This window comes from Collimonas sp. GW821-FHT02H07 (assembly GCF_059421505.1).
The window spans coordinates 536,805-561,610 of sequence record NZ_JBWKVC010000001.1 but is presented as its reverse complement, the minus strand read 5'-3'; the positions used below and the strand labels follow the sequence as shown (position 1 = coordinate 561,610).

Annotated in this window: 20 protein-coding genes; 11 read left to right on the top strand and 9 right to left on the bottom strand. The window is 59.9% G+C overall.

Going from position 1 to position 24,806, the window contains the following annotated elements:
- Window positions 1-25 precede the first annotated feature (25 nt).
- Entirely contained in the window at window positions 26-1,813 is a 1,788-nt protein-coding gene (locus AC07V8_RS02355; RefSeq protein WP_494676822.1) for a J domain-containing protein, read from the bottom strand.
- Window positions 1,813-3,522, bottom strand: a complete 1,710-nt coding sequence (locus tag AC07V8_RS02350) for a molecular chaperone HscC (protein WP_494677228.1) — start codon at window positions 3,520-3,522, stop codon at window positions 1,813-1,815. The genes AC07V8_RS02355 and AC07V8_RS02350 overlap by 1 nt, the downstream gene beginning before the upstream one ends.
- A gap of 267 nt (window positions 3,523-3,789) precedes the next feature.
- Between AC07V8_RS02350 and AC07V8_RS02345 the strand changes: the two genes are divergently transcribed.
- The gene (locus AC07V8_RS02345) at window positions 3,790-3,987 is read left to right on the top strand and encodes a hypothetical protein (RefSeq protein ID WP_494676823.1); all 198 of its coding nucleotides are present in this window, start codon (window positions 3,790-3,792) and stop codon (window positions 3,985-3,987) included.
- Window positions 3,988-4,755: 768 nt separating this feature from the next.
- A complete protein-coding gene (locus AC07V8_RS02340) occupies window positions 4,756-6,750 on the top strand; it encodes a protease pro-enzyme activation domain-containing protein (protein ID WP_494676824.1) in 1,995 nt (664 codons plus the stop codon).
- 183 nt (window positions 6,751-6,933) lie between these two features.
- Here the strand turns inward: AC07V8_RS02340 and AC07V8_RS02335 are convergent, their stop codons facing one another.
- On the bottom strand, window positions 6,934-8,250 hold the full coding sequence (locus AC07V8_RS02335) for an ATP-binding protein (RefSeq protein WP_494676825.1): 1,317 nt from the start codon (window positions 8,248-8,250) through the stop codon (window positions 6,934-6,936).
- Between the two features lie 12 nt (window positions 8,251-8,262).
- Window positions 8,263-8,940 carry a response regulator transcription factor gene (locus tag AC07V8_RS02330; protein ID WP_494676826.1) on the bottom strand — a complete coding sequence of 226 codons (678 nt, stop codon included), beginning with the start codon at window positions 8,938-8,940 and terminating at the stop codon, window positions 8,263-8,265.
- Between the two features lie 252 nt (window positions 8,941-9,192).
- On the opposite strand from AC07V8_RS02330, the gene AC07V8_RS02325 reads away from it, so the two are divergent.
- From AC07V8_RS02325 to AC07V8_RS02295, 7 genes are all read left to right on the top strand, one after another.
- Window positions 9,193-11,367, top strand: a complete 2,175-nt coding sequence (locus AC07V8_RS02325; protein WP_494676827.1) for a TonB-dependent receptor — start codon at window positions 9,193-9,195, stop codon at window positions 11,365-11,367.
- A 34-nt stretch (window positions 11,368-11,401) separates the two neighbouring features.
- Window positions 11,402-12,136: an acid phosphatase gene (locus AC07V8_RS02320; RefSeq protein ID WP_494676828.1), complete on the top strand. Its 735-nt coding sequence runs from the start codon at window positions 11,402-11,404 to the stop codon at window positions 12,134-12,136.
- 206 nt (window positions 12,137-12,342) lie between these two features.
- A complete protein-coding gene (locus AC07V8_RS02315; RefSeq protein WP_494676829.1) occupies window positions 12,343-13,122 on the top strand; it encodes a COG4705 family protein in 780 nt (259 codons plus the stop codon).
- A 17-nt stretch (window positions 13,123-13,139) separates the two neighbouring features.
- On the top strand, window positions 13,140-13,943 hold the full coding sequence (locus tag AC07V8_RS02310) for a COG4705 family protein (RefSeq protein ID WP_494676830.1): 804 nt from the start codon (window positions 13,140-13,142) through the stop codon (window positions 13,941-13,943).
- Between the two features lie 18 nt (window positions 13,944-13,961).
- Window positions 13,962-14,627: a response regulator gene (locus AC07V8_RS02305; protein WP_098497820.1), complete on the top strand. Its 666-nt coding sequence runs from the start codon at window positions 13,962-13,964 to the stop codon at window positions 14,625-14,627.
- Window positions 14,603-15,973, top strand: a complete 1,371-nt coding sequence (locus AC07V8_RS02300; protein ID WP_494676831.1) for an ATP-binding protein — start codon at window positions 14,603-14,605, stop codon at window positions 15,971-15,973. Before AC07V8_RS02305 ends, AC07V8_RS02300 begins: the two co-directional genes overlap by 25 nt.
- Window positions 15,974-16,075: 102 nt before the next feature.
- On the top strand, window positions 16,076-17,206 hold the full coding sequence (locus AC07V8_RS02295; RefSeq protein WP_494676832.1) for a zinc-dependent alcohol dehydrogenase family protein: 1,131 nt from the start codon (window positions 16,076-16,078) through the stop codon (window positions 17,204-17,206).
- A 395-nt stretch (window positions 17,207-17,601) separates the two neighbouring features.
- Here the strand turns inward: AC07V8_RS02295 and AC07V8_RS02290 are convergent, their stop codons facing one another.
- Window positions 17,602-18,183, bottom strand: a complete 582-nt coding sequence (locus AC07V8_RS02290) for a dihydrofolate reductase family protein (protein ID WP_494676833.1) — start codon at window positions 18,181-18,183, stop codon at window positions 17,602-17,604.
- 14 nt (window positions 18,184-18,197) lie between these two features.
- Window positions 18,198-18,728, bottom strand: a complete 531-nt coding sequence (locus AC07V8_RS02285) for an SRPBCC domain-containing protein (protein WP_494676834.1) — start codon at window positions 18,726-18,728, stop codon at window positions 18,198-18,200.
- Window positions 18,729-19,078: 350 nt separating this feature from the next.
- Here AC07V8_RS02285 and AC07V8_RS02280 point away from each other — a divergent pair, with 350 nt between their 5' ends.
- Window positions 19,079-19,276 carry a hypothetical protein gene (locus AC07V8_RS02280; RefSeq protein ID WP_494676835.1) on the top strand — a complete coding sequence of 66 codons (198 nt, stop codon included), beginning with the start codon at window positions 19,079-19,081 and terminating at the stop codon, window positions 19,274-19,276.
- A 33-nt stretch (window positions 19,277-19,309) separates the two neighbouring features.
- Entirely contained in the window at window positions 19,310-21,454 is a 2,145-nt protein-coding gene (gene katG / locus AC07V8_RS02275) for a catalase/peroxidase HPI (RefSeq protein ID WP_494676836.1), read from the top strand.
- 556 nt (window positions 21,455-22,010) lie between these two features.
- Here the strand turns inward: katG and AC07V8_RS02270 are convergent.
- The 3 genes from AC07V8_RS02270 to AC07V8_RS02260 all read right to left on the bottom strand — a co-directional run bounded on the left by AC07V8_RS02270 (window position 22,011) and on the right by AC07V8_RS02260 (window position 24,391).
- The gene (locus AC07V8_RS02270) at window positions 22,011-22,460 is read right to left on the bottom strand and encodes a nuclear transport factor 2 family protein (RefSeq protein ID WP_494676837.1); all 450 of its coding nucleotides are present in this window, start codon (window positions 22,458-22,460) and stop codon (window positions 22,011-22,013) included.
- A gap of 226 nt (window positions 22,461-22,686) precedes the next feature.
- A complete protein-coding gene (locus tag AC07V8_RS02265) occupies window positions 22,687-23,088 on the bottom strand; it encodes a nuclear transport factor 2 family protein (RefSeq protein ID WP_494676838.1) in 402 nt (133 codons plus the stop codon).
- A gap of 85 nt (window positions 23,089-23,173) precedes the next feature.
- On the bottom strand, window positions 23,174-24,391 hold the full coding sequence (locus AC07V8_RS02260) for a PQQ-dependent sugar dehydrogenase (RefSeq protein WP_494676839.1): 1,218 nt from the start codon (window positions 24,389-24,391) through the stop codon (window positions 23,174-23,176).
- Between the last annotated feature and the right edge of the window lie 415 nt (window positions 24,392-24,806).

Here is a 24,806-nt window from a genome sequence, read left to right as displayed (position 1 = left end):
TTAATAAAAATGATGGAAATCACTCTCAAGAGAATTTGCGGCCGCTATCTCTGCATACCTGGATATTGCAGCCGATGAACAGGGCCATGACGAGCAGCATGGTCGACGTCAGATGGATAGAAGGAATCGATTTTTCCAGCACGGCGCTGGCTACCAGGGTCACCAGGCCAAAGGCATACACTCTCATGCCGGTAGCGCCGCTGCCGAGATACACGTTGGCAATCGGAAAACTCAGCAAAGACCAGATCCAGGCCGCCACGGCAGGCACAATATAGTGCTCTGGCGTGGCTAGGGTCCCCAGGTAAAATACCAGCCCGGCGATGCCAAGCCAGGCTAGGCGAATCTTCCAGAGAGAACTGTCGGAAAAATTCGACAAGCCATAGTAGTACTCCCCGCCCCGCACCAGCATGGTCGCGATAGGCAGCGCGATCAGGCTGCACTCCCAAAATCCGAATCCCGGAAAAATGGAGAATCCGAGTCCGCCTATTCCTCCTAAGACACTGGCCAGCAGGATAACGATAATGAAGCCGACGACATTGAGAAAGCGCCACGCCGCAAACGAGGAAAGCAGCAGGCATACGAACAAGCCTGCATCGATCAGGCCATGCGCCCACTCGCTGCGGAGATCGAACATGGCGGCGGTCGAGCACAGCAGGAACAAAGGCATCCAGCCGACCTGCACCCGTTTCGTCAAATGCCTGGCGTACAGCCACTGCATTATGCGCTGCAGGATGCCGCGCTTGACCGCCAGGTAACCCAGCCAGAGCGCGCCTGCTTCGATCACGGCGAAGCCTGCCAGCGCGACCGCATCCTGCAGTTTTTCCGGAATCAAGCTGGCGCACAAGGCCCTGAGCAAACCGAACACCAGCGCGCCGCACAGCAAGGCAACCACACCCGAATGCACGCTCAGCCGCGGCGTCTGCACTTGCCGCTCCCACCATGAGAAGACCTCTGCATTGAGGCGATACGCCAGCAGTTCAGAGGAATGCCAGCGGATTCTCTGCAGCAGCTCCTTCATTTCAGCCACGAATTTGCGGTCGTACAATCGCATCGAACGCTTGGGAGCCTCGGTCTGGATCAATGCCAGCGCAGCCTTCGAGCCGACGATGGCGGAATTTTCCAGCCACTTGTATCCCTGGTCCGCCTGGTAGCGGGCCAGCGCCGTCCGCGCCAGTTCCGGATTGTGCTGGAACAGATGCTGCGCATTGTCGACCCAGCCGAAGTGCTCGACCATGGCGGCGCGCGCCGTCTGGTCGGTATTCTGGCTGGCGCAGTATTGCATTGCGTGGAATTCGAAGGCGTCGCGGACGTCGAAATTCTCGAAATCCTCGGTCTTCACGAAATTTGCCAGGATCGCCGAGGTATAGCGCAACTGCCCTGGCGTCATCTTCAGCATCAAGGCCTGCCACAGGGAGTCCGCCGCTGCCGCCGCATCAAACGCCGGCTGCACGGCCTCCAGCAAGCTTGCCTGGTCTTGATGCAAGGCCACGGCGCGCTTGCCGGCAGCGGGCTGGGAAAGCGCCGCGGTTTCCATTTCCACTTCCGCTTCCGCGTGCGCTGCCGTCTCGCCTGCCGCAGCTCCGTCTTGCGCGACGGCTGGCGGCCCCAGCTCTTCATCCTTGCGGGCAAACGAATGCTGGATCAGCGTCAAGGCGCGCTCATACGCCTGCCTCAAGGCTTGGAATTTTTCCGGATCGTCGTCCGGACGCACCACCTTCAGGCGCTTGGCGTAAGCGCGCTTGACGGTGCGTTCATCGTCGGAGGGCGGGATATCAAGGGCGCTCCAGATCCACTGGTTCCATTCAGAGTGCATCAGATATAGCTTTCATTTTCGACGTGGTCGAGATGCTTCTTCAACTCTGCGCGCGCATGCCGGATCTCATCCATCTTCTGCGATTCAAGCAGCGCCTGAAACGACGCGATGCGATGCGAAAGAAATGTCCTTACATCCCCGAGCGACTGTTCATACAGACGCTCCGCGCGCGCCATCAAGGCCCGGTTCTCGGCCTGGCTGCGCGGGTGGATCTTGAGGTGCTCCAGCTCCTGGAAACGCTGTTCGATCTGCTCGGGCGACATGACGCCGGGATTTTCCGCAATCACCAGCTTGTGCACCTGATCGGTCCCTGTCACGGTGGCTTCGGCTTCCAGGATGCCGTTCAGGTCGTAGGTGAAGCGCACATCGACCGCGATCTGCCCCGCCTTCTTCGGCGGCACCGGGAACTGGATCGTTCCAAGGTAGACGTTGTCTTTCACCAGGCGCGACTCGCCCTGGTAAATCGCCACATGCAGTTCTTTCTGGTTATCCTGGATGGTGGTGATGTTTTCGACGCGCGACACCGGCACCACCATATTGCGCTCGATGATCGGCAGGTAATGGCCAGGGATGTATTGGTTCGGGCCGACCTGGCGCGAAATCGCGATCCCCAGCGAATAAGGCGAAACGTCGGTCATGACGACTTCATCGAGCGCCGAATCGCGCATCTTCAGGCCGGCCTGCACCGCCGCGCCCAGCGCCACCACCTCATCGGGATTGAAATGCACCAGCGGGAAGCGGCCGAACATGCGCGACACCAGCTTGCGCACCATCGGCATCCGTGTGGCGCCGCCGGCCAGCACGATCTTGTCCAGCGTCGCGGCGCGGATGCGGGCATCGCGCAGGGCGCGTTCGATCGGGGCGCGCAAGCGCGCCAGCAACGGCTCCGCCAGCCTGGTGAAGGCTTCTTCATCGACGAGCCATTTATATTCCTGCTCGCCGTACTGCATGCGCATGGTGACGCTGGAAGCATCCGAAAGCTGGCGCTTGACCTTCTCGGCCTCGTCGCGCAGGCGCTGGTCTTGCTGGGGCGTGCGCAGCATGCCGTCCATCGATGCCCGCAAGCCGCTTTTTTCTACAAAGGCTTCAGACAGCAAGGTGGCGAAATCTTCGCCGCCGAGGAAATTATCTCCCGCCGATGCCCTGACCTCCATGACGCCTTCGAACATTTCCAGGATCGAGATATCGAAAGTGCCGCCGCCCAAATCGAACACCAGGAACTTGCTTTCGGCAGCGACATCCTGCATGCCATATGCCAGCGCCGCCGCAGTCGGTTCGTTCAGCAGCCGCTCTACCTTCAAGCCTGCCAGCTGGCCGGCGACGCGAGTAGCCTTGCGCTGGGCATCGCTGAAATAAGCAGGGACGGTGATGATCGCTTCTTCCACGGCTTCGCCGAGGAAATTCTCGGCGTCCGCCTTCAGGGAGCGCAACACCATGGACGACAATTCTTCGGGACGAAACTCCTTGCCGGCCAGGCGAATTTTCTTTTCACTGCCCATATAGCGCTTGAACAGGGCCGCGCTGCGGTTGGGATGCGTTTGCAAGCGCTCCTGCGCCGCCCTGCCGACCAGCACGCTGCCATCTTCGTCGATGCTGACGCAAGACGGCGTCAGGTTTTCACCCAAGGCGTTGGGAATGATATGGGATTGTCCATCGCGCCAAACTGACACCAGGCTGTTGGTGGTGCCGAGATCTATGCCAATAATCATCATTGTTCGATTCTAGTTTTGTGTTTTGTAATCGCTGCTGCTGTCACGCTCCCTTGGGCCAGATCCGATTCCAACAAAAAACCGGCGCCGGCGATCAACCGTCGATTGTAAATGAAACAAGTTGGCAAATTGCAATATCGCGCGATATTCCTATGCAATTCAGGCACTCTGTAGCGTTTTTGTCACTCAGCGCCCTGCCTGCCGCCACGAGACCGTAAATGCGCAAGATGCAAGCCCTCATGGCCAAGTACGCCGATCCGGGCCTGCATGGAAATCACGCGCCATCCGCGGCAAGGCGGTGTCGATGAAGGTGGTGTCCAGGTACTCGATGAGAAGGTGGCGGCGACAATCAAAGGTAAGCAACTGGCGTGCGATTTGGCGGATTCCGCCGACATGAAGTCTCTCGGGAAAATGGCTGGACCATTGGCCAATTCGTTCAACGCCGGAATTTTCAAAAGCCGTTGAAACCCGCTAGCAGCCTGGCGATCCGGCTTGATCGCACGTTTCTGGAAAGCGTTTTAGAGCGCCAAAAACAGTCGCTTAAAAAACAGACAGATCTTTCTGTTTTCAGTTACAACTCGTAACATTAGTTACAAAATAAAGAGCAGCACATATTGCCACGCAGAAATAATTCCTTTAGTCTGAATTCCAGAGAAGACTGAAGAAAATTTTAGAAACATTGTGCATAACAGTTGCAGCAGCGATGTTTTCCCGCGCATGTTGCCGGCGCCATGACGAAAGCCTTAGCTGCGGATGATCCTCAAGAGGAGCGCCTTATGCCTTGCCCTGGATTCGAATCAGCCATCCTGTTTCTCCCGGAATTGTCGGCCGACGATTCCGCTCGCAGCTCCGGCCTCTGCGCCTGCCGCTTGCCGGCATCCGTCGAGACCATGCTGCCCTCGCCCAGCTGAAGGGCGTAGCACCGCGTCACTGATCCAACCTTGATGTAGCACCAGTTCATGCGCCCGCAGCCAGCGCGCATGCAGTCTTTCTGTTCGCCGATTTTTTGTCAAGCCAGGCAGCCAGCAATTCGCCGCCGGGTGTTTGCGCCATGTCCGCTGCTTCCGCGCGGCAGGCAACAAGGCATTTCTCCACAGCGCCTGCAGTTGGGCGTTGCGGGAAATTGCGACTTCCCTTGAGAGCTTCACATTTCACGGGAATGCATCCACTGAGCAGATCCAGCCGACCACCGTCGACGGGATCACTTTATCCCTTAAAAACCGGAGTAAAGTAATGACATTCAGATCCAACTTTAAACTGCTGGCGCTCGCGGGCTTGACCCTTGCTGCGTTTGCCACGACCTCCCAGGCGGAGACTTGGGCGCCAACCGCGACCAAGGCAACTGCTGTCGCAAGCACGGCGCGAACCGCTGTGACGCATATTTCGGCAATGCAGTCCGGCGCACTGACCCACGTGGTGGTGGCGCTGAAACTGCGCAACAAGCCTGAACTGGATCAGCTCACTGCCGACCTGATGTCCGGCCGCTCGCACAAAACCTTGTCCAGCGCCGACTTCATGCGTCTGTATGCTCCAACCAAGGAGCAGGTGCAAGCTGTCGTCAGCCATCTGACTAAAAGCGGTTTCACCAATATCACGGTGTCCGCCAACAACCTGCTGATCAGCGCCAACGGTTCCGCCGGTTCGGTGAAGACCGCTTTCAATACCGAGCTGCATACCTATAGCGTGAACGGCCGCAACGCCTACGCCAACATCAGCGACGCTTCGGTGCCGCAGACACTGGGCGGCATCGTGCTGGCCGTGCATGGCCTGCAAACCGTGCACCTGCATCACACCATGCTGAAGAAACAGGATGCGCGCGTGGCCACAACAACCATGTCGGCAGTCGGCCACAACCCGACCGATTTCCCGACCATCTACAACGCCAGCAGCCTGCCTAGCGCCACCAACGCCACCATCGGCATCATCGCCCAGGGCGACGTGACGCAGACTATCGCGGACCTGAACACTTTCACGTCCAACTCCGGCTATCCGCAAACCAATGTCTCCACCGTGGTGATCAACGGCGCCAGCAGCGATACTGCCGGTGTCGATGAATGGAACATGGATACGCAAAGTTCGCTGGCAGCCGCAGGCGGCACCGTCAAGCAAATGATCCTGTATGTCGCCAACACCCTGAGCGATGCCGACTTGACCTCGGCCTACAACCAGGCGGTGACGGACAACAAGGCGCAAGCCATCAACGTCTCGCTGGGCGAATGTGAAAACGACGCGCAATCATCCGGTATCGAAGCCAGTAACGACCAGATCTTCCAGACTGCCGTTGCCCAGGGACAGATGTTCTCGGTATCGTCGGGCGACTCCGGCGCTTATGAATGCAACACCAGCACCACTGCACAGAGCTTTCCGGCGGTTTCTCCGTACGTGATGTCTTTGGGCGGCACACTGGTCAGCACTGACTCCAGCAACGGCTGGTCCTCGGAATCCGTATGGTCCTGCACTGACTGGCAGAGCTGCCAGCAAAGCGCAAGCGGCGGCGCCGGCGGCGGTCCTAGCCTGACTGAGGCAGCACCTAGCTGGCAAGTCAGTTCCGGCGTTCTCGGTTCATCGAGCCAACGCGGCGTGCCTGACATTTCGCTGGACGCGGATCCTTCGAGCGGCGCCTTGGTCCTGATCAACGGCTCCCCTACCCAAATCGGCGGCACCAGCCTGGCGGCGCCGTTGTTCACCGGCTTCTGGGCCCGCGTGCAATCGGCTAACAACAACAGCCTGCCATTCCCTGCAGCAGCGATCTATCAGAAAGCCGCAGCCAACCCAAGCATGTTCCACGACATCACTTCGGGTAACCAAGGCTACGCAGCCAAGGCCGGCTGGGATTACGCCAGCGGCTACGGCAGCCTGAATGTCGCCAACTTTGCCGCAGTCGTCGGTTCCGGCACCACGCCACCACCACCGCCGCCAGGCAATGTCCTGAAGAGCGGCGTGCCAGTGACAGGCCTGGGCCTGCCTACCGGTTCCAGCAAGGTCTACACTATCGTGGTTCCTGCCGGCCGCACCAGCCTGAGCTTCAAGACTTCCGGCGGCAGAGGCGATGCTGATATCTATGTCAGTTTCGGCTCCGCACCGACCACCAGCTCTTACCAGTATGTGTCGGATGGCTCGACAACTGCGGAATCCATCACTATCCGCAATCCGAAAGCAGGCACCTATTACCTGCTGCTCAATTCCTATGCAACCTTCAGCGGCGTCACGCTGATTGCCAACGATTGAGCAAGATTCGGCAACATAGCTAGAAACATCCATGCTTGAACGGGCGCGCAGCTGCGCCCGGGCGAGGAAGCGGCGGCAACGCCGTTTCCTCCGCCAGACTGCTTTATATCCCCCTTCTTCAGCACGCCGCCAGAGACCGCCAACGCGGGTCGGGAATATTGCCTGCCGGCGCCGCTTTTTGTATCAGACAGAAACCAGCGCATTGAACCGGACGCTGGCCTTCAGGCCGGGCAAGCGGCCGGCGCGTTCCAGGCAGACTTCGGCCTGATGCTGTTCCGTGACTTGCTTGACGATCGCCAGCCCGAGGCCGCTGCCGGCCGCCTGCGGCACCAGGCAGCGGTAGAAACGGTCGAACACGCGCTGCCGCTCTTCCGGCGGAATGCCGGGCCCGCTGTCTTCGATTTCCAGGACGATTTTTTGATTGCCGGCGCGGATGGCGACGTCCACCTGGCCGCCGCTGGGCGTGTAGCGGATCGCATTATCGATCAGATTGCGGACCAGGATGGGGATGTGATATTCCGATCCCATGATGATTCCCGCATCCAGCTGCTCTACCCCGAGATTGATTTTTCGGCTGTTGGCGTAGGGGATGAAATCGATGGTCACCTGGCGCACGATTTCATGCAGCTGCAGCGGCACGTGCGGATCGTGCATGCCGCCGAACTCCAGGCGCGAGGCCATCAGCAGCTGTTCGACCAGGTGGCTGCTGCGTTTCACCCCTGCTTTCAGATCGGCCAGCGCGCCGGCTTCGCGGCCACTGCCTAGCGATTGCTCCACCAGCTGGACCTGGATTTGCAGGGTCGCCAGCGGCGTGCGCAGCTCGTGCGAGGCATCCGCGATGAATTTTTTCTGGCTTTCGAGCGCCACGCCGAGACGCTGCAGCAAGGTATCGATGGCTTGCGTCACGGGCTGGATTTCCAGCGGCTGGCCCTTGGAGGTCAGCCTTTCCAGCTTGTCGGGCGTGCGCTTGGCCAACTCTTGCGACAGGCGCGTCAAGGACTGCAGGCCGGTGCCGACGCTCCAGTGGATCAGCAAGCCCATGATCAGCAGGAAAATCAGCAGCGGCACGAGCGAGCGCAGCGCATGGTCGAGGGCGATATTGCGCCGGCCGTCCAGCGACTGCGCCACCTGGATCAGGTTCTGGTCGGTCTTGCGCACGAACAGCTTCCACTCGTTGCCATGCCATCGCACTTCACTGTATCCGGGCACAGGAAACGGCGGCAAGGCGATGTCCGGATGGGAACGGTAAGTCTGCCTGCCGCTTTTATCCCAGATCTGCAGGATGCTGTCGTCGCCGTCGTATTTCAGCGCCGGCGTGTTCTTTTCCAGGTCGCCGCCGCTGAAATTGGCGGGGATGGCGAAGGCGATCTGGTTCATCTGGTCGTCATAGATATCGGCCAGCAAGGCGCGATCGATCAGATAGTCGGCGACCATGAAGCACACGCCGAGGAAGGCGAGGCCGGACAGCAACCAGAACAGCAGGCGATTCCTGATCGACACTGTCAATAGCCCCTAACCGACGCACAAGCTGTCGGCGCTGGACAGCATATAGCCCAGGCCGCGAATGTTGCGGATCACGCCGGGCGCAAGCTTTTTGCGCAATGCATGGATATGCACTTCGATGGTGTTGCTTTCCACTTCATCGTTCCAGCCATACACCTTGTCGACCAGCTGCGCGCGCGACAGCACTGCGCCCGGTTTCTCGATCAGCGCCGCCAGCACCATCAGCTCGCGGCTGCTGAGGCCGATATGCTTGCCCTTGTAGGCAACGGTATTGCTGGCCGGGTCGAACTGGATATCGCCGTGCACCAGCTGCGGGCTGGTGCGGCCGCCGCTACGGCGCAGCAAGGCGCGCACCCGCGCCGCCAGTTCATCCAGGTCGAAAGGCTTGTTCAGGTAATCGTCGGCGCCGGCGTCCAGCCCTTCGATACGGTTCAGCACGCGGTCGCTGGCGGACAGGATGATCACCGGCGTGCTGTTGCTGTCGGCACGCATTTTCTTCAGCACTTCCAGTCCCGACTTGCGCGGCAATCCGAGATCCAGCAAGACTGCCGAATACGACTCTGCGGCCAGCGCCGCTTCGGCGGCGATGCCGTCCTGGGTCCAGTCGACCGTGAAGCCATAGGGATAGAACCCTTTGCGGATGCTGTTGCCCAGCATGTAGTCGTCTTCAATCAACAGTATGCGCATCGCGGCGGAAGCCCGGTTTAGTCGACCTTACAAAATAGCAGCCGATTATGACGAGCGCGTGAAATCAAGCCGCGATTGGCATAAATCAGACAGATTGCGCACAGCTCATTTTCGCTTAATTTTCAAAGCTTATGCTTCGCCCCGAACTCGCGCCAAGCACGGCGCAACCCAGCAGGCGAGCGGCCGGAGCAGGGCTGCCGGATATTTTTCACCGATTTTTATAAACACGATTCGAAAAAAGGAAAACCAGCAATGAAGCGCCCAAGTTTGAAACCCGCCACCCTGCATGTCCTGCACGCCCTGGCCGTCATGTGCGTAGCCGCGCCGCAGCTCAGCCACGCCCAGCAAGCTGCCGACCTGGCAGCCTCCAGCGCGGCCGAGGCAATCAACACCGTCGAAGTGGTCGGCAGCGCCGTCAGCGCCAGCCGCAGCGCACCGGCGCAAAGCTCGTTGTCGGCCCGTTCCGCGCAATCGATCGTCAGCGACGAATTCATCCGCAACCTGACTTCGCCGGTGGCCGATTTCAGCCAAGTGCTGCAAATGACGCCAGGCATGTACAGCTACAGCCCGAACGGCGTCGGCCTGGGCGACACCAAGACCTATTTCCGCGGGTTCGCCGACGGCGACTACACGGTCAGCTTCGACGGCATCCCGTTCCAGGACACCAACAGCCCCTCGCATCACACCTGGGCATTTTTCCCCAGCCAGTTCCTGGGCGGCGCGGTAGTCGACCGCAGCCCGGGATCGGCGGCAACCATCGGCCCGGCCAATTTCGGCGGTTCGGTCAACCTGCTGTCGCGCATTCTGGAAAACGAGCAGCGCACCAGCGTCTTCGACTCCTACGGTTCGTTCAACACCAAGATCTACGGCGCCGAATTCGAGAGCGGCCAGTTCGGCGCCAACGGCGCCCAGAACCTGTTGCTGAATGCGCACCAGATGACTTCGAACGGCTACCAGAGCTACAACAAGCAGGCGCGCGATGCGGTGTCGCTCAAATACCAGTTCAACCTCACCGACAGCACCGCCCTGACCTTGTTCGGTTCGTATATCGACCTGAAAGCCAATACCCCGAACACCAAGGGAGCGACCCGGGCCCAGATCGCCCAGTTCGGAGACAGCTACCTGCTGAGCAACGACCCCAAGCAAGCCAACTACTATGGCTACAATTTTTACCACGTCACCTCGGATTTCGAATATGCCGGCCTGACATCCAACCTCGGCAACGGCTGGAAACTGGACGACAAGCTCTACACCTACGCCTACCATAACCAGCAGAACTACAACGGCAGCACCATCACCGCCACCAGCGCCACCGACAAGCTCAACAGCTACCGCACCTACGGCAACCTGCTGCGCCTGAGCCAGGAATCCAGTCTCGGCATCCTGCGCACCGGCCTGTGGGCGGAAAACGCCGACACCAACCGCTACCAGATCCCGTCCGACCCGCGCACCTGGGTAGACGCCGTCCTGCCGAATTTCCACGAACGCTTCAAGACCACCACCCTGCAACCGTTCGTTGAATACGAATTCCAGGTCGCCAGCGACCTGAAGATCACACCAGGCGTGAAGTACTCCTCGTATCGCCAGTCGCTGACGCAATATGCGGATAACGGCAAGACCGTCGGCAACCTGGGCGGCCTGCCTAGCATCGGGCATGCAGTCACCTACAACAGCGTGCTGCCGTCGCTCGACGTGCATTACATGCTGCAGCCTAACTGGTCGGTATACGGCCAGTACGCCACCGGCGACGAAATTCCGCCGACCAGCGTGTTCGATGTCAAGAACGCCAACGTGACTGCCCTGCCGTCGTCGATCAAGAGCAAGACCTTCCAGATCGGCTCGGTATGGAAATCGGACCGCTTCACCTTCGATATCGATGCTTACCACATCAAGTTCGACAACGCCTATTCTTCGTTCACCGACAATGCCGGCAACACCACCTTCTTCTCGAACGGCAGCTCTACTACCCAGGGCATCGAAGCGGAAGGCAACCTGGTGCTGGGCGCCGGCTTCAGCCTGTACGCCAACGCCACCTATGGCACCGCCAAATACGGCAACGGCCAGTGGGTCGCCAGCGCGCCCAGCGATACCGAAACGCTGGGCCTGAACTACAACCGCGGCGGCTGGGACATCGGCTGGCTGAACAAGCGCGTCGGCACCATGTACAACGACAACGGCAGCGTCCACCAGGCGGTCAAGATCGCGCCGTTCACGATCTCCAACCTGTTCGTCAACTACACCATCCGCCATCCTCTGCAATTTGTGAAGAAAGCCAAGATCCAGTTCGGCGTCAACAATCTGTTCGACAAGCACAGCATTGTCGGCGTCAATCCGGCCAGCACCGCCACTTCGGCGCCAGCCGCGGGCGATGTGCTGACGCTGCTGCCGGCGCGCGCCTTGTCGCTGACCGTCAGCCTCGATTTCTAAGGCCGGCCACAACCTTTATCTTGATCAGCCCAATATGAAAGTGAAACCCATGCGCAAATTCATCGCTCCTTTAATCGTCATGTCCTTCCTGGCCGCCGGCGCATCCGTGCAGGCGCGCGAAGAACATCCCTTCATCACTTCCAAGGAAATCGACCTGGTCAAGCTGCTGCCGCCGCCACCGGCCAACGATTCGCTGCAGACCAAGGCGGAGCTGAGCGAAATCCTGGCGCTGCAGGCGGCGCGCACGCCGGAAATGGTGGCGCGCTCGCAAGCCGACGCCAGCGAAGAAATCTGGCGCTTCGCCGATGTCATGGGCGTGAAATTCAAGCGCGAGCAGCTGCCGGTCTTCGCCAAGTTCTTCCAGCGCGTGGTGGATTCCGAAGGCGCGGTGGTCGACACCTACAAGGATGTCTGGAAACGTCCGCGTCCATTCATGGCAAGCGACATGGTCAAGCCGGTGGTGAAACTGTCGCGCTCCGGCGCCTATCCTTCCGGCCACGCGACCGCGGGCACGCTGATGGGCATCGTGCTCTCCAACATGGTGCCGGAAAAGCGGGCAGAAATCATGGCGCGCGCCGCCGAGTACGCCAACAACCGCATCATAGGCGGCGTCCACTACCGCTCTGACATCGAAACCGGCCGCATCACCGGCACCGTGATCGCCGCCAGGCTGCAGACCCGCGACGACTTCAACACCGGCTTCATCGCAGCCCGCGACGAGCTGCGCAGCGTGCTGGAGCTCGGCCCGGAGCCGGTTGCAGAAAAATAAGCGCCGATAAGCGATATCTCCGCATCCCGTCCCTGCAACGCCCTGACGCCCGTCAGGGCGTTTTCATTAGACGATCGGAATAGCGCTCAGTGACAGCTAAGTTTGCCTGGGTAAGCTTCCCCCTGACCCAAGGATAGTGTTGCGCCTTCCCGCTCTTTTCCCCTTTGGAAAGGGGCTCTCCATCAAATTCACGCATAGGAGTTTTTATGACTATTGCAACTGTCAGAGCCGGCCACGGCTGGATCAACAAGGTGCCTGAGGCCACGCTCCTGTTCTGGATCATCAAGATGATGTCCACCACGGTGGGCGAGACTGGCGCCGATTACCTGGCGACCGACCTGCATTTCGGCCTGGTCGGCACTTCGCTCACGACCGGGCTGCTGCTGGCTTGCGCCTTGCTGTTCCAGCTGCGCGCCAGGCACTACCTGCCGGCGCTGTACTGGATCTGCGTGGTGCTGGTGAGCATCTTCGGCACCCTGGTCACCGACATGCTGAGCGACCTGGCGGGCGCGCCGCTGGCATTCTCGACCGCGGCCTTCAGCATTGCCATGATTGCCACATTCGCCGCCTGGCATGCCCGCGAAAAGACATTGTCGATCGCAGCCATCGACAGCCCCAGGCGCGAGCTGTTCTACTGGACCGTGATCCTGTTCACCTTTGCGCTCGGCACCGCCGCCGGCGACTGGGTCGCGGAAGGCCTGAGCCTGGGCTACGCCAATTCGGCCCTGCTGTTCGGCGGCCTGATCGCGCTGGTCGCCGTGGCCCGCTATGCATTCAAGATCAACGCCACTGCCTGCTTCTGGATTGCCTACGTATTGACGCGCCCTTTCGGCGCCTCCTGCGGCGACCTGCTGTCCCAGCCGGCCGGCAACGGCGGCCTCGGCTTTGGTACGATAGCGACCAGCGCCCTGTTTTTGGCAGTGATCGTGAGCCTGGTCAGTTATCTCTCCTTTACTCAAAAACGTTTGACGGCGCTAAGCGCCTGATGAAATAGGAAACAATGATGAATAAAACAATACAGCTGGCGGTAAGCAAGGTGCCTGAAGTCACCCTGATGTTCTGGATCATCAAGATCGCCGCCACCACCCTTGGCGAAACCGGCGGCGATGCGGTTTCCATGTCGATGAACCTGGGCTACCTGGTTGGCAGCGTCATCTTCGGCGTGATCTTCCTGGTCGCGGTCGCCGCCCAGATCCGCGCCACCCGCTTCAGGCCCTTCCTCTACTGGACCACCGTGATCGCCACCACCACCGTCGGCACCACGCTGGCCGACTTTGCCGACCGTTCGCTCGGCATCGGCTATCCGGGCGGCGCATCGCTGCTGTTTGCGCTGTTGCTGATTTCCCTGTTTGTCTGGTACCGGACCATGGGATCGGTGGCCGTCGACAGCGTCCATTCACCGGCAGCGGAAATGTTCTACTGGGTCACGATCATGTTTTCGCAAACGCTGGGCACCGCGCTGGGCGACTGGGCGGCCGATACCGCCGGCCTTGGCTATGGCGGCGGCGCCATCCTGTTCGGCGCCCTGCTGGGGCTGGTGGCGCTGGCCTATTACCGCACCAAGCTGTCCAGAACGCTGCTGTTCTGGGCCGCATTCATCCTGACCCGCCCGCTGGGCGCCGTGGTCGGCGACTTCCTCGACAAGCCGCTCAACGCCGGCGGCCTGGCGTTGAGCCGCTATTCGGCGTCGGCGGCGCTGCTGTTCTTTATCGTTGCCTGCATCCTGCTGTTCCGCCAGCAGGCGGCGCAAGCCTTGAAGCGTGAGAGTATACGGGTGGAGCGCAGGCCCGAAACCATCAATCAATAGCGTAATAACGGAGGATGCATGCGGGTATTGCTGGCTGAAGACGATCCGATGATCGGAGAGGCCATCCAGGCGGCGTTGAAAGACGCCTCCTACGCCGTCGACTGGGTGAGGAACGGCAAGACGGCGCTGGATACGCTGTCGTGCCAGCACTATGACTTGCTGCTGCTCGATCTCGGCTTGCCCGGGAAAGACGGCTTCGAGGTGATGGATGCCATCCGGCGCCAGGACAATCCCCTGCCCTTGCTCATCATCACGGCGCGCGACGGCCTGGAGCACCGCCTGCGCGGACTGGATGGCGGCGCCGACGACTATATCCTGAAACCGTTCGACATGGCCGAACTGCTGGCGCGGGCACGCGCCGTGCTGCGCCGCAAAGGCGGCAGCGCCACGCCATTGCTGAGCAACGGCGTCCTCTCGCTCGACCCGTCCACGCGCCTCGCCAGCAGCCAGGACCAGCCGCCCCAGCAACTGTCGAACCGCGAATTCGCCTTGCTGCAGGCGCTGATGCTGAGGCCGGGAGCGATCCTGTCGCGCAGCGAGCTGGAGGAACGGATCTACGGCTGGGGCGAGGAAGTGGAAAGCAACGCCGTCGAATTCCTGATCCATGCCCTGCGCAAGAAACTGGGCAGCGCAGCCATCAAAAATGTCAGGGGCGTGGGATGGATGGTTTCCAAAGGAAGTTGAAAAATTCGATCCAGTTCTTCCGCCTGTCGCTCTGGCTGTCGCTGGCGATCCTGGCAGTAGCCCTGCTGGCCGGGGTGTTCGCCTTTATCTCCGGTTTCGACGAAGCGCATGAATTCCAGGACGACATGCTGCGCCAGGTGGCCGCTTTGTTCGACCAGGAGCATATTCCGGTTCCGCCGCGGCAGGATGCCGCCAAGGTCGCCATCGGCGACGAGGAAGCGCGCGTCATCGTGCAGTATCTGGGCGACGGCAACGGCAGCCCGAGCGCATCCCGGGCGAAAGGACTGAAGCTGCCGGCGACGCTGCCGGACGGCATGCAGACTTTGCACTCAGGCCATCATCGCTACCGGGTGCTGGTAAAAACCCTGGCGTCGCAGCAGCGCATCGCCGTCGCCCAGGAAACCGCGGTACGGGATGAAATCGCCCGCGACAGCGGCTTGCGCACGCTGATGCCCTTCCTGATCCTGATACCCCTGCTGCTGGTGCTGGTGGCCCACCTGGTGCGCAAGATGTTCCAGCCTATCGCCAGGCTGTCGGCCGAGATCGACGGCCGCAACGAACAAGAACTGCATGCGCTGGCAGCGGAACCGCTGCCGGTCGAAGTGCGGCCGTTCGTGGTCGCCATCAACCGCTTGCTGGAGCGCGTGGCGCAAGCCATGGAAGCACAGCGCCGCTTCGTCGCCGATGCTGCCCACGAATTGCGTTCGCCGCTCACCGCGCTGTCGCTGCAGGCCGAGCGGCTGGCCGATGCCGAGATGCCGGACGCCGCGCGCCAGCGGCTGGCGACGCTGCGGCAAGGGATTGAACGCGGACGGCGCTTGCTGGACCAGCTGCTGGCGCTGGCGCGGGCGCAGTCCGCGCCGCTGGCGCCCAGCGACACGGTAGCCGTCATGCAGGTCTATCGGCGCGTGCTGGAAGACCTGATGCCGCTGGCCGACGCCAAACAGATCGACATCGGCGTCGAAGGCGAAGCCGGCCTGCGGGTGCCGGTGGCCGAAGTCGACCTCATTACCATCGTGAGGAACCTGGTCGACAACGCCATCCGCTATACGCCATCAGGCGGACGCATCAACCTGTCCATGCACGGCAGCGCCGGCGGCGTCAGCTTGCAAGTGGACGATACAGGACCCGGCATCGCGCCGGAAGAACAAGCACGCGTGTTCGATCCCTTCTACCGCGTACTCGGCAACGACGCCACCGGATCGGGACTGGGCCTGTCCATCGTCCAGACTATCGCCAGCCGCATCGGCGCCCGCGTCACGCTCGCGCATGCCGACCGGAAAACACAGTCAGGATTGTGCGTCACCGTGTTCATCCCACTATCCCCGGCTAAAATAGGCGCCTGATTGCAGCTCTTCAATTGACGTCATCATTTCCGGATCCTTGCGCGCAACGGCATATCTGCGGGTGCCGCTGCGTGAGGCAAGCGCCGGAACAGAGGAAACCATATGAAAATCCGCGCCGCCGTACTGCGCCAGACCGGCTTGCCGCATCCCTACCGGGAATCCAAGCCGCTGGCGATCGAAGAACTCGAACTGGCGCCGCCCGGGCGCGACGAAGTACTGGTGCGCATCCGCGCCGCCGGCCTGTGCCACTCCGACCTGTCGGTCATCAATGGCGACCGCCCGCGCCCGCTGCCGATGGCGCTCGGCCACGAAGCCGCCGGCGAAGTCGCGGCGCTGGGAGACGGCGTCGCCGACCTGCAGCTCGGCGATCACGTGGCGCTGGTGTTCGTCCCCAGCTGCGGCCATTGCCCGCCCTGCTGCGAAGGCCGCCCCGCCCTGTGCGAGCCCGGCGCCCAGGCCAACGGCAACGGCACCTTGCTGTCCGGCGCGCGCCTGCTTGAAAGCGCGCATGGCGAAGCGGTCAATCATCACCTTGGCTGCTCAGCGTTCGCCGAATACGCCGTCGTTTCACGCCATTCACTCGTCAAAATCGACCCTGCTCTGCCGTTTGACGAAGCCGCGCTGTTCGGCTGCGCGGTCCTGACCGGCGTCGGCGCGGTAGTCAACACAGCCCAGGTCCGAGCCGGCCAGTCGGTCGCGGTAGTCGGCCTGGGAGGCGTCGGCCTGGCCGCAGTGATAGGCGCGCTGGCCGCCGGCGCACGCGAAGTGATCGCCATCGACCTCGCCGCAAGCAAGCGCGAACTCGCCACCCGACTAGGCGCAACCATGAGCTTTGACGGCGGCGCCCCGAACTGCGTGGAGGCGGTCAGGGACGCCACCGGCGGCGGCGCCGACCATGTATTCGAATTCGCCGGTTCCATCCAGGCCTTCGAAACCGCCTACCGCATCACGCGCCGCGGCGGCACCACCACCACCGCCGGCCTGCCGCCCGCCGCCGCCCGGTTCGGGCTGCCGCTGGTCAGCCTGGTGGCGGAGGAACGCACGGTCAAGGGCAGCTATATCGGCAGCTGCGTACCGGTGCGGGATCTGCCGCGATACATCAGCCTGTATCGCGGCGGACGGCTGCCGGTCAACCTGCTGCTGTCCCACCGTTTGCGGCTGGAAGATATCAATGCGGGTTTTGACCGCCTGCATACTGGAGAGGCGGTGCGGCAGGTGGTTGTGTTTGACTGATGGCCGTTATCGCCCCAAACCCGGCCGTCGACCAAAAAAGTGTGTAGGTCAGGTTTGCACGGGCAAGCGGACATAGCCGTTTCAGGCGCCACCGACAGTTCAATCCTCGAAGCCGCAACTCTGAATCGCCCGCAAAAAAATTGGATGCATCGAAATCGGATGTCCGCACCGCCCGTACCGACTATCTCTCGGCCACCCACTACGGCCAATCAACGTGCTCCAAACCGGCCATTCAAAGTAAGCAACGACTTTTAATTGAGGTCTATTTCATCATCGCCCATGCTTCGAGTCGGGTACCGAAAGGACCATAGTTGAGTGCCAATCGGGGTGATCACTAAGCGAAAATTCAACCGAATAGCCATTACACCGCCACGGAATATCACAACTTTACACTATTAATTTCGTTTCACCTCGTATTGCAGGCATACGACGCCCGACGGAAAAATTTTACTATTTACCAGCATGAGTGCGGTTTTGTCCTTGATATTTTTGAACAAGGGAATACCTTGCCCCAGCAGTATCGGATTGACGAATAGCCAGTACTCGTCGATGAGGTTTTCCGTCATCAGCGCGTGAGTGGCGGAGGGGCTGCCAAACATCAAGATCTCGCTGCCCGAGCTGTGCTTGAGCTTGTTGATTTCATCGCTTACATTGCTACTGATGATTTGCGTATTAACGTGACTTTTTTCCGACAAAGTTTTCGACAACACCACTTTGCGTGCGGATTTATACCAGCGTGAATGTTCATGGTCATGCGGGCTGGCGTCAGGCTTATCGGCAGCAGTTGGCCAGTACGACTCCATCATCTCGAAGGTGGTACGCCCGTATAATGCTGTGTCGGTCTGCTTAATCCGCTGCTCCACGTATTCAAACAAATCGGTGCTTATACTTATCCAGCCGAGGCCCGCCGGGCCCTTCGCAGTGGAAGCAACAAAACCATCCAGTGACACATGTACAAACGAAACGATTTTTCTCATGATTTTCTCCGTGTTCAAGTTTTGATTACATAGCCGGCAAGCCGCGCCAGAGTTTGGTTGCCGCCTTCAATCGCACCAATTCGCTCTACCGCCATATTGCGTGCCTGCGCAGTAGGAAAAAACAGACGGATCGTCACTTTGGTTTGTCCGCCCACTGCCTCGAACGTCCACATCGCCTCAAACATGGCCTTCGGGTCGCCCTTGTATGTGCCGCCGGTGCAAAACTCGATGTGGTGAGGTTTGTCGATCGCGGTATAGACGCTGCGGCTGGGGTAATCTCGTCCATCCGGCCCGTGCATGACATGGTGCCACTCGCCTCCCACGCGAAAATCCAGTTTCTCCAGCGTGTTAGTAAACCCATTCGGACCCCACCAATGCACGACATGTTCAGGTTTGGTCATCGCCTCCCATACCAATTCGCGCGGCGCGTCTATCAAACGCGACATGATGATTTCGCGGTCGCTGGCATCAGCATTGTTCGCCGCGTTATTTTTTCTTTCCTGCACTTTTCGTCTCCACAGATTGAAGGTTTTTAAGATACACATCCAGACGATCCAGAAAAGCGGCCGTTGGCGAGGGGATTTATTTTAAGTGTGAAGGACCCGCTGCGACAAACTCGTCTCGTGCTTCGAGTCGTTTGTGGCGATCGCAGCTTCGGCGCTGCGACTGAAGTGAGTGTCACAACACAACGCGCCCCGGCAGGCGGGGCGCGCTGCACTTGATCTGATTGTAGCCAGAGGCGATCAGATGCCGATGGTCGAATGACTCGGACTACTTCAGCCTAAGTCGAGCGATTGATTACATATAGCTATCAATTTAATGAAAATAATTAATTTCATATATCATCGAATTGAAATTACTATGAATGCGCTATTCGATAATCAGGAGACGCCGCATGAAAAATATTTCACTTCCCGGGCGCCATATCGGGCTGCCAGCTTTATGTCTAGCGGCCATCGCGGTGGCGGCCATTGCTATTGGCAGCGGTCCAAGCATTGCAGCAGATCCCACTCGGGATAAAGACGCAGCAATAGGCCATAATCAACGTTTACAAACTGTTGGCCCGAACGGCCTGATCAAAGAGATGTTGTAGTCACCTAACTTACCCACGACAAAGGAGATCCCCATGTCAACTGAAGCCAAATGCCCTTTCCACCCCGCCGGTGGCGGCACAACGAACAAAGACTGGTGGCCGAACCAGCTGCGCGTTGATGTGCTGAACCAGCATTCCAACAAGTCCAATCCCTTGGGCGAGAAGTTTGACTACGCTGAAGAGTTCAAGAAACTCGACTACAAGGCGCTCAAGGCAGATCTGATCAAACTCATGACCGACAGCCAGAGCTGGTGGCCGGCCGATTTTGGTCACTATGGTCCGCAGTTCATCCGCATGGCCTGGCATTCGGCCGGTACCTATCGCACCCTCGACGGTCGAGGCGGCGGTGGTCGTGGACAACAGCGTTTCGCACCGCTCAATTCGTGGCCGGACAACGTCAATATTGATAAATCGCGCCGCCTGCTGTGGCCGATCAAGCAAAAATATGGCCAGAAAATCTCCTGGGCCGACCTTTTCATCCTGGCCGGCAATGTGGCGCTGGAGTCCATGGGCTTCCGCACCTTTGGCTTTGCCGGCGGCCGTGAAGACGTGTGGGAACCGGACCTGGATGTGAACTGGGGCGCCGAGACCACCTGGCTGGGGACCGACAAGCGTTTCCACGGCGATCGCGAACTGGACAGCAACCTTGCGGCCACCCACATGGGCCTGATCTACGTGAACCCGGAAGGTCCGAACGCCAGCGGCGACTACATGGCTGCGGCCAAGGACATCCGCGCCACCTTCAACCGCATGGCCATGGACGATGAGGAAATTGTCGCCTTGATCGCAGGTGGACACACCTTCGGCAAGGCGCACGGCGCCGCGCCCGAATCGCACAAGGGCCCCGAACCGGAAGGCGCAGGCATCGAAGCCCAGGGCCTGGGCTGGAACAGCAACTTTGGCAGCGGCCACGGCAAAGACGCCGTGTCCAGCGGCCTGGAAGTGACCTGGACCAAAACCCCGGCATTGTGGAGCAACAACTTCTTCGAAAACCTGTTCAAGTACGACTGGGAACTCACCCATTCGCCGGCCGGCGCCAAACAGTGGGTGGCCAAGAATGCCGAGGACATCATTCCCGACGCGCATGTGCAAGGCAAGTTCCACAAGCCCACCATGCTGACCACCGACCTGACCCTGCGCTTCGACCCGGAATTCGGCAAGATTTCCAAACGTTTTTACGAAGACCCACAAGCCTTCGCTGACGCGTTTGCGCGCGCCTGGTTCAAGCTGACCCACCGTGACATGGGCCCAAAGGCACGTTACCTCGGCCCCGAAGTGCCGCAGGAAGATCTGATCTGGCAAGACCCGTTGCCGGCTGCGACGCACCAGCCATCAGCGGCCGACATTGCCGATATCAAGGCCAAGATCGCAGCCTCTGGTCTATCGGTAGCCGAGTTGGTGTCGGTGGCCTGGGCTTCCGCCTCCACCTACCGTGGCGGCGACAAACGCGGCGGCGCCAATGGCGCGCGCCTGGCTCTGGCTCCTCAGAAGGATTGGGCAGTCAACGCGACGGCAGTGCGTGTGTTGCCAAAGCTGGCCGACATTCAGAAGGCGTCGGGCAAGGCCTCGCTGGCTGACGTGATTGTGCTCGCCGGCGGCGTTGGTGTTGAACAGGCGGCCAAGGCGGGCGGGATCTCGATCGAGGTGCCCTTCGCACCCGGCCGCACCGACGCCAAGCAGGAACAGACGGATGTCGAGGCCTTTGCCGTGCTGGAACCGCTCGCCGATGGTTTCCGCAACTACAATACAGGCAAGTCCAGTGCTGCGACCGAAGCGTTGCTGGTCGACCGGGCCCAGTTGCTGACGCTGACTGCACCGGAGCTCACCGCGCTGGTCGGTGGCCTGCGGGTACTTGGCGCCAACTTTGATGGTAGCAAGCACGGTGTGTTCACCGACAAGGTCGGCGTACTCAGCAACGACTTCTTCGTCAATCTTCTGGACATGGACCTGGAGTGGAAAGCCGTCGACAGCGAGGCCGAATTGTTCGAAGGACGCGACCGCAAGACCGGCGCGGTCAAGTACACAGGCACGCGCAACGATCTGATCTTCGGTTCCAACTCGGTGCTGCGGGCTTATGCCGAGGTCTATGCAGCTGTGGATGCCAAGGAGAAGTTCGCCAAGGACTTCGTCGCGGCTTGGGTCAAGGTCATGAACGCGGACCGCTTCGATCTCGCGTAATGCCGGCTGCGGCCTTGTCTGGCTCAAGGACAGACAAGGCCTGCTGCGCTAGCGTCGCCGGTGCGTGGCGACGCTAGTCTTTCAACAAATATGCGGCCAAAAGCGGAAGTAGCCGTCCGCACTCAAGCATTGGCTGCGGGCTTAACCCAAAGCGAAGAAGCCAGGACCTACGCCAAAGAGGTCGACCGGACTAACGTTGACTACCGAAATCGTGCTCGCCCCCCCCGACTGGAATCTACCTCCCCGTGGCAGGTGATTTCGAGAGGGATGTGTGCAATGTATTGGCCGCTGGACCTGAGCGTAGCGCTTCCCTATGAACGTCGCTCATATCAGTACGTAAGCTCAGTGTTTTCCCGTATCGGAACTAAGAGGATACCCGGCGCGCACCGTCCGCCGGCAGCAGGTCCCATTCATCGCTGTTAAGCCAGCAAGGTGTTCGTCGGAAAGTGGGATCAGCTTCAACCGCTTCGTTTCGAGAGTAGTCATGATTTTTCAATATTGAGCGAGGACTTGCGACCGGCCGCTTCTGGCCGCGATGCGTCGGCCATTCATCAGCTTACAACTTGGCGCCTGGTGTTTTTTCCCCGGAAATAAATGTTACTTTGGCGATTTTTCCATCGTGAACTTCATAAATTGCAATCGCCTCCATGACGCCCGGTCCTTCAGGCAGCGTGACGCGAACGCGCTCGTGGTCGATGACGGTATTCCCCATGACAATGCGCTTTACGATGAGGCAATGCAAAAGCGTGTCGCTGAACCGTATCGTATAGCGCTTGCGCATTTCCTCCTTTCCCTTCGCCGACGGTGTGTTCGGAAATCCAAAAAGCTCGACCTCGTCCGCATACGTGGCAAGGAAGGCATCTATGTCGCGCGCATTGTAGGCATCGAGCTGTTTCTGGACGACGTCCTCGGCAGAGTTCGTCTCGACAGCCGATGCGGACTGAGGCATCGCTGAAGCGCGAAAAATCAATGGGGTGCAGATGAGTGATTTGAATATATCTTTCATGCCGTATTCCTTCTCGGGGTAAGTTGATCATCCATCGTGGGTTTTGTCGTCACCAAGCTACAAGCCATGTTCAATCCACGGCTTCCACAACTTGGCCACGCTCGATAAGGAATGCTTTCGTTGCTTTGTGTAGCTCGTTATCTTCGACAACCGTCCAGATAACTCTGCACCGGGCCGGTTCGAGCCGTGCCGGAATAAGCCGCCACAGCAGGTCGGCCGTTGTTGCTTACCGTTGTTGTGCTGCTTCAGGCTGGAGCATTCTGCCCATCAATTCGTGGATTTTGTTGACAGCCTTTAGCGGGCGGATCATCACCTTAAAGTGTGTAATCAGGCCCTCGTCGTTCCACGTGATCATGTCCACACCGTTGATCAGGATGCCGTCGCAGCTTGACTGGAACTCCAGCACCGCGGAATGCGGTCCGAGCCATTCATTCAAATATTCGAAGCTGCCGTTATTCAAGACATGCAAGCCGGCGGCAAGGTATTTGATTGTGATCGCATTGCCGTTTTGGGGCGTGTGAACAACCGGTGATTCGAAGACCACATCATCGGCGAGCAATGCTTTCAAGGCAGTGATGTCGCGCGACCTGACAATCTCGTGCCAGCGTTCAATGGTGGAATGTGCCATGGCTGTTGCTCTCTTATCTAGGACAGCGGTTTGTGGTTAAAGGCTCAGGAACTTGCCTTCGATTAAAGCAGATGTCACTGCTGGGTCAGTCAGGCGCCAAGCGCAACAACGTCCCGTTCCTGTCCTCGGTGATCACCAGGCTCCCATCTTCCAGCGTGGCCAGCGCCACCGGCGCGCCCATCGGATAGCCGCCGTGCCGGTAGTTCCATCCCGCCACCAGATCGCGCGGCTCGCCCACCGGCTGATAAGCCGCATCGAGAGCCAGGCTGACCAGCCGGTGGCCGGCGGCGCGGTAGCCGTGATAGCCGATGATCAGGTGGCCGTTCAGCGCCGGCAGGCTTTTGCCGTTGTAGATCAGCATGCCCAGCGGCGCCGCATGGGGCGGCAGAAGGCGGCCGGGCGGCGTCTTGGCGCGGCAGTCGAATCCTGGATATTCCGGGCTGGTCCTGAGCTTGTCGAAGCAATAGGGCCAGCCGTAATCGGCGCCGGCGCTGAGCCAGCTGAGGGTGTCGTGCGGCAGCTCGGCGTCGGATAGCTTGGGATCGGCGACAGTGATGTTGTCGCGCGAATTGGTGGCGGCCACCAGCGTGCCGTTGGCGGTGAGCGCCAGCGCCATGCTGTTGCGCAAGCCGCGCGCGTGCACCGGCAGCGCGCGCGCATCCAGCGGCAGATGGGCGTTTGTCAGGCTGGCGCGCAGCACGCTGGCGCGCGGCGGCGTCTCCTTGATCTCGGGGCAAGGCGAATCCGACTTGCCGGGCTGGTCGGGCCGGCTTTCGCAATTGTCGGTGGCGGAACCGACATTGATGTACAGCGCACCGTCGGCGCCGAGCGCCATCGCCGTCAGCGGATGGCGGCCGGTGGTTGGCAGGTTGACGACGATATCCTGGGCGCTGCCAAGCAGATTCCTGGCGGCAGGGTCGATGCGGACGATGCGGCCGTGCATGCCGATCAGCAGCTTCTTGTCCGGGGTAGCGACGATCCCATTCGGCATGTCAAGCTGGCTCAGCAGCACTTCCGGCTGGCCCTTCTGCTTCAGGTTCAGGTGCAGCAGGCGGCCGCGCTTGCTGGCCCAGCCGCCCATGTCCAGCACATAGATATCCTGAGCGATCGCGGCCACCCCGCGCACAAAGCCGAGGTGATCGGCGACCAGCCCCATGCACATGCCCTTGGCGACCTTGAGGTCGAGACGCGGAAAGCCGTCGCAGTTGCCGGCGGTGCGGTAAGTGCTTTGCGCCGACGCTGCTGCGCAAGCGAGCAGGAACAGCGCGCCAAGGAGATTGCGGAGAAAAGATGCTGCTCGCATGAAAGAAACCTTCTGTTCTGTAAGACGATAGGCTCAGCCCTGCCGCGTAAACGAGCCGATTGAGAAATATGTCGACAGGGAAATATCCGGCATATTGCCACACTCCGTCATTGGCGGATTGTTTTCATGACTGGCATCGCCTGCCCGGCAAGGATCCTCTGCAAAAGCCCTAAGACCACAAGCAAAAAAATGAAAAAGTGGTATTACACCTGTCTGTCGCCAAACAAGCGCGCGCTTTCTCCAGCGGTAAGGAAATCCATCGAAAGATTATCAAGAAGATATCTTCACAAAAACCCATTCATTGCCGAATAGAAATAATTTTACCTCGCCCAGCATGCCATTTGTGACTTAAATCGACACCCGCCACGAATGAAAGTCAATACCGCTTTGCAACTGGTATGGTCACTGTAAAAAC